This window comes from Arthrobacter sp. HMWF013 (assembly GCF_003061105.1).
Lineage (GTDB): Bacteria > Actinomycetota > Actinomycetes > Actinomycetales > Micrococcaceae > Arthrobacter.
This window is the reverse complement of the sequence record NZ_QAIQ01000264.1, coordinates 1-9,785: the sequence shown is the minus strand read 5'-3', so window position 1 is coordinate 9,785 and position 9,785 is coordinate 1. Positions and strand designations below refer to the sequence as shown.

6 protein-coding genes are annotated in these 9,785 nt (G+C 65.4%); 4 read left to right on the top strand and 2 right to left on the bottom strand.

Annotation, left to right across the window (positions count from 1 at the left end; all coding sequences use genetic code 11):
* The coding region (locus tag DBR22_RS10555) for a transglycosylase domain-containing protein (protein WP_108598979.1) at window positions 1-2,114 on the bottom strand (2,114 nt) is incomplete at its 3' end.
* A 217-nt stretch (window positions 2,115-2,331) separates the two neighbouring features.
* Here DBR22_RS10555 and DBR22_RS10550 point away from each other — a divergent pair.
* A complete protein-coding gene (locus DBR22_RS10550) occupies window positions 2,332-2,955 on the top strand; it encodes a PadR family transcriptional regulator (protein WP_108598978.1) in 624 nt (207 codons plus the stop codon).
* Here the strand turns inward: DBR22_RS10550 and DBR22_RS10545 are convergent.
* Complete coding sequence (locus DBR22_RS10545; protein WP_181365124.1) at window positions 2,934-4,235, bottom strand: ammonium transporter; 1,302 nt, start codon at window positions 4,233-4,235, stop codon at window positions 2,934-2,936. The genes DBR22_RS10550 and DBR22_RS10545 overlap by 22 nt on opposite strands.
* 299 nt (window positions 4,236-4,534) lie before the next feature.
* Here DBR22_RS10545 and DBR22_RS10540 point away from each other — a divergent pair, with 299 nt between their 5' ends.
* The 3 genes from DBR22_RS10540 to narH form a co-directional block, all read left to right on the top strand.
* A complete protein-coding gene (locus DBR22_RS10540) occupies window positions 4,535-4,933 on the top strand; it encodes a hypothetical protein (protein ID WP_108598976.1) in 399 nt (132 codons plus the stop codon).
* A 90-nt stretch (window positions 4,934-5,023) separates the two neighbouring features.
* Window positions 5,024-8,734 (top strand): nitrate reductase subunit alpha, encoded by a 3,711-nt coding sequence (locus tag DBR22_RS10535; protein ID WP_108598975.1) that lies wholly within the window; start codon window positions 5,024-5,026, stop codon window positions 8,732-8,734.
* Window positions 8,734-9,785: nitrate reductase subunit beta (gene narH / locus DBR22_RS10530; RefSeq protein ID WP_108598980.1), on the top strand; the 1,052-nt coding region annotated here is incomplete at its 3' end. The genes DBR22_RS10535 and narH, both read left to right, overlap by 1 nt.

The following is a 9,785-nucleotide window of genomic DNA, read 5'->3' as shown; positions in this document are numbered from 1 at the left end:
GGGTAGAGCTGCGCAACCTGCAGCATGTAGTTGGCCCACTGCGGACCGGCAATCATGTAGCCGTCCAGGCGGGGATAGAACGTTCCGTTGATGGTGACGTTCTGGCCCGGGCGTTTCTGCCCCTCGAGGGCGTCGCCGAAGAAGGAAGCGGTGGCCAGGCCCGAGGTGTACCCGGCCACCCAGGTGGCGCCGTTGTTGTTGGAGGTGCCGGTCTTGGCGGCCACGGGAACCACGGTGTGGACCTTGGGGTTGATCCACACGCCGGACCCCACCTTCATGACATCCTGGAGGACCGCGTTGACCCCGCGCGCCACGTCCGGTTTCACGGCGTCGCGGCACTCGGGGGCCTGCGCAGGAAGGGTGCCGCCGTTGACGTCCTTGACCTCCAGCAGGGCAATCGGTGAGCAGTAGCGGCCATCATTGGCGAAGGTTGCAAAGGCATTGGCCAGATGCAGTGGCGCCACCCCGATGGCACCCAGGAGGTTGCCCAGCTGGTGCATGTTGATCTGGGCGCCGTCCAGCCCGCTGTGCAGGCCGACGGCGTCCACCATCTTCTGGATGCCGCAGAAGTCCAGCTGCGCGGCCGATGCGAAGGTGGCCGTGTTGATGGAGTTGTAGAGGCCGTAGTTGACCGGCATGGGACGGTAGTAACCCTCATCGGCGTTCTGCAGGTCATCGGCGGCGCCCAGTTCCGGGTTGTTCTGCGCCGTGCTGTACGCACCCAGGACCTTCCCGCAACTGGAACGCCAGGGGAATCCCAGCGGGTAGACCCGCCGGGAAGCGTCCACAACCGCGGTCATCGACTTGCCCTCGTTCAGCCACTCCGCGAACGTGAACGGCTTCATGGTGGACCCGGGCTGGAAACCTCCCGCGCCGTTGAGGTCGTTGCCCTGAGGGTCCCGCGAATCGACATTGAAGTTCAGCTGCGTGTCAAACTTTCCCTCTTCCGGGAGGAACACGGTGTTCTGCGCCATCGCCAGGATCCGGCCGGTTCCGGGCTGCACCGTCACCAGCGCCGCAGCCCATTTGTCAGGATTCGGTCCCGCGGTGCCGTCAACCTGTCCCTGCGCTGCCGTCTGCAGGCGGCTGTCCAGCGTGGTCTTGATGGTCAGGCCGCCACGGTAGAGGAGGCGTTCGCGGTCGATCAGGCTGTTCCCGAACGCCGGGTTGTTCAGGATGAGGTGCGAGATGTAGTCGCAGAAGTACGGCGCCATGGCCGCATTCGCACAGCCCTGCCTCGCCGGGTTCAGTTTGAGTTCGATGGGCGTCGCCACGGCTTCGTCGTGCTGGGCCTGGGTGATCTTGCGCAGGACGAGCATTTCCCCGAGGACCTGGTTGCGGCGGGCGATCGACTTTTCCGGGTTCACTGCCGGGTTATAAAAGCTTGGGCTGTTCACTAGTCCTGCCAGGAGGGCCGCCTGCGGCAGGGTGAGGTCCTTGGCAGTTGAGCTGAAGAAGTACCGGGCGGCGGCCTCGATGCCGTAGGCGTCCCTGTTGAAGAACACGATGTTCAGGTAGCCCTCGAGGATCTGGTCCTTGCTGAACTGCTTCTCCAGCGCGATGGCCAGCTTCATTTCGCGGAGTTTGTCGCCCACGCTCTTCTGGCCGCTGAGGATTACCTCGTCCGGCCGGTCCTTGGACAGGAACGACTCGTTGATCACGTTGGTGACGTACTGCTGGGTGATGGTGGACGCACCCTGGCGCCCGCTGCTGGTCATATTGGAGATGGCCGCCCGGAGGATGCTCTGGGGGTCGATGCCGGCGTGGTCGTAGTACCGGCTGTCCTCGATGGCAACGATGGCGTCGCGGACGTAGGGGGACATCTGGTCCAGGGGGACCTTCACGCGGTTTTCTGCAAAAAACGTCGCGATCAGCTGGTCGTCCGAGGTCAGGACCTTCGTGGACTGCGACGGCGGCGCCACCGTGAGTTCCTCCGGCAGTTTGTCGAAGAACGTGATGGAGTTGCTGACGCCATACCCCACGGCCGCAACCGCCGGTGCTATCAGGGTGGCGGCCAGAACGCCGCACAGTGCGCTCGCAGTGAAGTATCCCAGCACCCTGCCCAGGGCCGCTGCCACGCGGTGACCGCGCTTCCGCTTCGTTGTCTGCGCCATTGTCCAGCCTTCAGCTAGCGACGTGTGAACAGGATACGCCGCAGGACCTGCTTCCTCCAGATGCTGGATCAAGTGATGCCAAGCCGAGATTTTCCCGGGTAGATTGCCGGCCGCCTCTTGTTTAACCGATAGTTACCGATATATCGTTAACTATCGGTGAATAGATCGCCGACTGGATTCAATACCTTGGATCCACCCCTTTGAAAGGAATAGCACCATGAAGGGCATTCACGACGAAAAGAATTTGGAACCCGAGTTCGGGCGCGGACGTTTCGGCCGCGGCCGGGGGCATCGCGGACCGCACGGTCACCGCGGTGGCGGGTTTGGCCCTGGCTTTGGCCCAGGCGGGTTCGGCCCGGGTTTTGGACCGGGAGGAGGTTTTGGTCCCGGCTTCGGGCCAGGTCCGCGGCGGGCCAGCAGGGGCGACGTGAGGTGGGCGATCCTCTCGCTTCTTGCCGAGGCTCCGTCCAACGGATACGGGCTGATCAAGACCATCGCGGAAAAGACCTCCGGTGCATGGCGGCCCAGCCCGGGCTCCATCTACCCGACGCTCCAGCAGTTGGTGGATGAGGAACTCATCGAACCCATCGGCGAGGGCCGGCGGACCGACTTCACCCTCACCGATGCAGGCAAGGCGTACGTCGCCGAGCATGCGGAGCAGCTGGAGAACGCGTGGAACACCGAGGCGGAAGGTTCCGGGCCGGCGTTTCACCAGAGCATTGGGAAGCTGATGGGCGTCCTTCACCAGTTCCGGACGGCCGCCACCGAAGAGCAGCGGGCCGCCGCAGTGGAAAAGCTGGACGAGACGCGCCGTGCGCTCTACCGGATACTGGCCGACTGAGCCTGACGTTCCGGCGCAGGCTGCGTGTGTACCGCGGGGCTGAAATGTCCAGCCAGAATCTCGCCGAAGGCATAGGCGGTCTCGGCGTGCTGTGACAGGTCCACGCCCACGGTCTCCGCTTCATGGCTGACGCGGAACCCTATGAACCGGTTGATGGCCTTGCCGATCACCAGGGTCACGATGCCGGACAGGAGCACGGTGACCGTCACCGCGGCGGTCTGCGCAATCAGTTGCTGCATGCCGCCGCCGTAGAAGAGGCCGCCGCCCTGGCCGTCCACGGGAAGGGCGATAAAGCCCGGGGACAGCGTGCCGATCAGGCCGGCGCCGAGGTGCACCCCCACCACATCCAGGGAATCGTCCAGCCCGAAGCGGTATTTGAGGTCCACAAACACGGCACATGCTGCGCCGGCCACCAGGCCGAGGCCGATCGCGGCCACCGGGCTGATGTTGGCGCAGGACGGGGTGATGGCCACCAGGCCGGCAACCACGCCCGAGGCCGCACCCAGGGATGTGGGGTGCCCGTGACGGATCTTCTCCGTGACCAGCCAGCTGAGCATGGCCGCGGCAGGAGTCACCAGGGTGTTGATCCAGATCAGGCCGGCCTGCTCCGCTGTGGAGGCGGCGCCGCCATTGAAGCCGAACCAGCCGAACCACAGGATGGCCGCACCAAGCATGATGAAGGGGACATTGTGGGGGCGGTGGTTGGGGTCTTTCGCGAAGCCGTGGCGCTGGCCGACGATCATGGCAAGGACCAGGGCCGCTGTTCCGGAGCTGATTTCGACGACGGCCCCGCCGGCGAAGTCGATGACCTGGCCAAAGGCTTCGGTGATGGCGCCGCCGGCGCTCATGAGCCCGCCGCCCCAGATCATATAGGCGAGCGGGCAGTACACCAGCGTTACCCACAGCGGCACAAAAACGGCCCAGGCGCTGAACTTGGCCCGGTCTGCGATCGCGCCGCTGATCAGGGCAACGGTGACGATGGCGAAGGTGGCGCTGAAGCCGGCCTTGATGAGGTCCGGGGAGCCCATGATGGCCTGCAGCCCGAAGTTGGCAAAGGGATTGCCGAAGATGCCCAGGACGCCGTCGCCGGTGGTCATCGAGTAGCCCCACAGGACCCAGACGACTCCGACGATGCCTGCTGAGATGAAGCTCATCAGGATCATGTTCAGGGCCGCCTTGGCCCGGGTCATGCCGCCGTAGAACAGGCCGAGGCCAGGGGTCATGAACAAAACCATTGCGGCCGAAACCATCAGCCAGACGTGTTGCGCAGTGATTTCCACCTGCGGGTCCCTTCGCGTATTGAGCCTGAAATACGGGACAATCCACTGCGGCCCACGCATTCCCCCTGCTCAATATTTGCGGTCCCGTGTTTCGGAAAACACATCGCTAAGTTGCGGTGAGGTTACGCCGAGAGCCATTGCGTGAAGATCACGTGACCGATTTGTTTCCGGCACGTTAACGAGTCACTTTCCGACGTGCGCCGCCAGCCGTCACTGACCGGACGTTTCCTGCACATGAACACTGGCTCACCAACGCCACGGACTCCTGACGGCAACCAACCACCGGTAGCATCTTGACCATGCCCACTGCGCTCGACATGGCAGGTCCCATCCTGGAAATGCTGACCTGGCTGACCCTTCCTGCGGGGCTTGCCCTGCTCTTTTATGCGGGCATCCTCCGGCGTTTTGTGCACCCCTGGACTGTGGCGGAGGCCGTGGTCTATGCGGATGCCAGCGGGACGGGTTTCCGCTGGTTTGACCGCAAATTCCAGGTCCACCACGCGCCCATGTCTCCGCATGACATCAGGGACCTGGCCGTCGGTGACACGCTGCCGATCTACTACCACCCCAAGCGCCCCACCCAGTGGCAGACCGCAGCGCCCGAATCGGTGGGGCGCACCGCCGTCGTGCTTGGGCGTGTCCTCACCGGGATCGGCGCCGCGGCACTGATCGCCGGCTTCTTCCTGCCGATGTTCTGACCACCGATGTTCTGACCACCGATGTTCCAACTGCCGGGTAGGGCCATCCGGCACTGTCGGCAGAGGGTACCCCTCCCTAGCGTGGGGCCCATGGCTGCTGGACCCAACGCGGGGTTAGACGGACCCGCCTCTGACGCAATGCTCAAGCTGGGCCGGTTCTTCACCAAATGGGACCAGACAGACGATGGCAGGGCGGTGTTCCGGGAAGGCGGCCGCAAGGGCGACATCTTCTACCGCGACCGCTGGAGCCATGACAAGGTGGTCCGGTCCACCCACGGGGTGAACTGCACCGGCTCCTGCTCCTGGAAGGTGTACGTCAAAGACGGCATCATCACCTGGGAATCCCAGCAGACGGATTACCCCTCGGTGGGGCCGGACAGTCCTGAATACGAACCACGAGGCTGCCCCCGGGGGGCAGCCTTTTCCTGGTACACCTACTCACCCACCCGCGTCCGGTTCCCCTACGCCCGCGGCGTCCTGGTGGAGATGTACCGGGAGGCAAAGGCCCGGCTCGGCGACCCGGTCCTCGCTTTCGCGGAGATCGCGGCGGACCCGGAGCGGCGCCGCCGCTACCAGCAGGCCCGCGGCAAGGGCGGCCTGGTCCGCGTCTCGTGGCAGGAGGCAATCGAGATCGCCGCCGCCGCCCACGTGAACACCATTAAGACCTACGGTCCGGACCGCTGTGCCGGCTTCTCCCCGATCCCGGCGATGTCCATGGTCTCTCACGCTGTGGGCACCCGCTTCATCCAGCTGATCGGCGGGGTGATGACGTCCTTCTACGACTGGTACGCAGACCTCCCCGTCGCCAGTCCCCAGGTTTTCGGGGACCAGACCGACGTCCCGGAATCGGGGGACTGGTGGGATGCCCGCTATCTGATGATGTGGGGTTCAAACGTCCCGGTCACCCGCACTCCGGATGCACACTGGATGGCGGAGGTCCGGTACCGCGGCACCAAGGTGGTCACGGTCAGCCCGGACTACGCGGACAATACCAAGTTCGCCGACGAATGGCTCCCCGCCCAGGCCGGCACCGACGCCGCGCTCGCCATGGCCATGGGCCACGTCATGCTCAAGGAATTCTTCGTGGACCGCGACGTGCCGTTTTTCACCGACTACGTCCGCCAGTACACGGACCTGCCGTTCCTGGTCAGGCTGGTGAAGACCGACGACGGCGCGCTGACGCCGTCGAAATTCCTCACCGCGGCGGATATCCCGGGAGAGTCCGGTGCTGAGGACGCGGCGTTCCGCACCGTGCTGTTCGACAAAAAGACCGGGCGACCCGTGGTGCCGAACGGTTCCATGGGGTTCCGCTATTCCGGCAGCGGCGAGGGCAAGTGGAACCTTGACCTCGAGGGAATCGACCCGGCGTTGTCGCTGCGCGACGTCACCGGTGAGAGCGCCGAGATCCTGCTTCCCTGCTTCGAACAGGCTGACGGCACGGGCAGCGTACTCCGCCGCGGTGTGCCCGTCCTTCAGGTGGAGGGCCAGCTTGTCACCACCGTGTTCGACCTGATGCTCGCCCAGTACGGCGTGGGCCGCGAGGGGCTCCCGGGGCAGTGGGCAGCGGGCTACAACGACGCCACCACGCCCTACACCCCGGCCTGGCAGGAGGAGATCACCAGCGTGCCCGCGCAGGCCTGCATCAGGGTGGCGCGCGAGTTCGCCCGCAATGCCGAAGAGTCCAAAGGCCGGTCGATGATCATCATGGGCGCCGGGATCTGCCAGTGGTTCCACGGCGACACCACCTACCGGGCCGTCCTGGCGCTGGTGATGCTGACCGGCTGCATGGGCCGCAACGGCGGCGGCTGGGCGCATTACGTGGGGCAGGAAAAGACCCGGCCGGTCACCGGCTGGCTCTCGCTGGCCAATGCGCTGGACTGGTCCCGGCCGCCGCGGACCATGATCGGCACCGGCTACTGGTACATGCATACGGACCAGTGGCGGCAGGACGGCTACTCCGCCGATGCGCTGAAATCCCCGCTCTCCACCGGAGCGCTGGACGGCCTGCACACCGCGGATGCGCTGGCCCAGTCCGCGCGGCTGGGCTGGATGCCGTTTTATCCCCAGTTCGACCGGAACCCGCTGGACCTTGCGGACGAGGCGGAGGCCGCCGTCATCGCCGGGTCCGCGAAGGACACGCCCAGCTACATCGCGGAGGCACTCAAGAACCGCACCCTGAACCCGGCCATCGAGGACGTGGACGCCCCGGAGAACTGGCCGCGGACCCTGGTGCTCTGGCGCTCCAACCTGTTCGGCTCCTCCGCGAAAGGCAACGAGTACTTCCTCCGTAACCTGCTCGGCACCCACAACAACGTCCTGGGCAAGGACCACGCCGAGGGGCTCAAACCCACCAGCGTGAAGTGGCACGAGCAGGCGCCGGAAGGAAAACTGGACCTGCTGGTCTCCGCCGATTTCAGGATGACCTCCACCACGCTGCTCTCCGACGTCGTCTTCCCGGCAGCAACCTGGTACGAGAAACATGACCTCTCCTCCACAGACATGCACCCGTTTGTGCACGCCTTCAGCCCGGCGATCGACCCGCCGTGGGAGACCAAAACCGACTTCGACACCTTCCACCTGCTGGCGCGCGAATTCTCCCGGCTCGCCAAAACCCACCTGGGCGTCCGCCGGGACCTGGTGAGCGTGCCGCTGCAGCATGACACCCCCGGCCAGCTCGCCCAGCCCGGCGGGATCGTCCGGGACTGGCGGGAGACCGGCATCCCCGCGGTTCCCGGCCAGAACATGCCCGTCTTCTCGGTGGTGGAGCGGGACTACACGGCCATCGCAGACAAACTGGCCGCCGTCGGACCGCTGGCTGACAAACTGGGCTTCACCGTCAAGAACGTCACCTACAAACTCGCCGGCCCGCTGGACCGGCTCAGCCGCTCCAACGGTGTGATGCTCGGCGGCGCCGCGGACGGCAGGCCCGCGATGGACACCGACGCGAAAATGGCCGAGGCCATCCTGGCGTTCTCCGGCACCACCAACGGGGCACTGTCCGTGCAGGGCTTCAAGGACCTGGAAATCCGCACCGGCCGGAAGCTCGCGGACCTGTCCGAGGGCTCCGAGGAAAAGTTCATCACCTTCGCCCAGACCCAGGCGGGCCCGGTCCCGGTGATCACCTCGCCGGAATGGTCAGGCTCCGAAACGGGCGGCCGCCGGTACGCCCCGTTCACCATCAACATCGAACGGCTCAAGCCTTTCCACACGCTGACCGGCAGGATGCACTTCTTCCTCGACCACGACTGGATGACCGACATCGGCGAAGGGCTGCCGATCTACCGCCCGCCGCTGGACATGCACCGGCTCTTCGGCGAGCCCAAGCTGGGCCGGGACGGGCAGCTGGAGGTGGTGGTCCGCTACCTGACGCCGCACTCCAAGTGGTCCATCCACTCCGAGTACCAGGACAACCTGCTGATGCTCTCGCTCTCCCGCGGCGGGCCGACAGTCTGGATGAGTCCCGCCGATGCCGAGTCCATCAAGGTCAGGGACAACGACTGGGTGGAATGCCTGAACATCAACGGCGTCCTGGTGGCCCGGGCAATCGTCAGCCACCGGATGCCGGCCGGCATTGTCTACGTCCACCACGCCCAGGAACGCACCATTGACGTGCCGAAGTCCGAGGCCACCGGACGGCGCGGCGGCATCCACAACTCCGTGACCCGGCTCCTCGTCAAACCCTCCCACCTCATCGGCGGCTACGCCCAGCAGGCCTACGCGTTCAACTACCTGGGCCCCACCGGAAACCAGCGCGACATGGTTGCCACCGTCCGCCGTCGTTCCCAGGAGGTGCAGTACTGATGCGTGTTATGGCTCAAATGGGCATGGTCATGAACCTGGACAAATGCATCGGCTGCCACACCTGTTCCGTGACCTGCAAGCAGGCCTGGACCAACCGTGCAGGCACCGAATACGTCTGGTTCAACAACGTCGAAACCCGCCCCGGGCAGGGGTATCCGCGCCGCTACGAGGACCAGGAGAAGTGGCAGGGCGGCTGGGTGCTGAACAAGCGCGGCAAGCTGGTCCTCAAGGCCGGCGGCCGGGTGAAGAAGCTCTTGGGGATCTTCGCCAGCCCGGTCCAGCCCGAGCTCAAGGACTACTACGAGCCGTGGACCTACGACTACAAAACGCTGGTGGACGCCCCGCTGGGCGACGACTTCCCGGTGGCCCGGCCCAAGTCGCTGATCACCGGCGAGGACACCAAGATCACGTGGTCGGCGAACTGGGACGATGACCTGGGCGGTTCCACCGAGTACGGGCACCTGGACCCGATCGTGGAGAAGGTCCGGCGCGAATCCGAGGACAAGATCAAGTTCGCCTACGAGCAGACCTTCATGTTCTACCTGCCGCGGATCTGCGAACACTGCCTGAACCCGTCCTGCATGGCATCCTGCCCCTCCGGTGCCATCTACAAGCGGGTGGAGGACGGGATAGTCCTGGTGGACCAGGACAAGTGCCGCGGCTGGCGGCAGTGCGTCACCGGCTGCCCGTACAAGAAGATCTACTTCAACCACAAAACCGGCAAGGCCGAGAAGTGCACCTTCTGCTACCCGCGGGTGGAGGTGGGCCTGCCGACGGTCTGCTCGGAGACCTGCGTGGGCAGGCTGCGGTACCTGGGGCTGTTTTTGTACGACGCCGACGCCGTCACCGCGGCAGCGTCGGTCACCGACCCGCAGGAGCTCTACGACGCCCAGATGGATGTGCTGCTTGACCCGAACGATCCGGAAGTCCAGGCCGAGGCGCGGGCGCAGAACATCCCGGAGGACTGGATCGACGCCGCCAGGCGCTCGCCGGTGTACGCCCTGGCCAAGGTGTACAAGGTGGCCCTGCCGCTGCACCCCGAGTACCGGAC

Coding starts and splice junctions, on each gene's coding strand:
- DBR22_RS10550 (WP_108598978.1), top strand. CDS start 2,332: ATGAAGGGCATTCACGACGAAAAGAATTTGGAACCCGAGTTCGGGCGC.
- DBR22_RS10540 (WP_108598976.1), top strand. CDS start 4,535: ATGCCCACTGCGCTCGACATGGCAGGTCCCATCCTGGAAATGCTGACC.
- DBR22_RS10535 (WP_108598975.1), top strand. CDS start 5,024: ATGGCTGCTGGACCCAACGCGGGGTTAGACGGACCCGCCTCTGACGCA.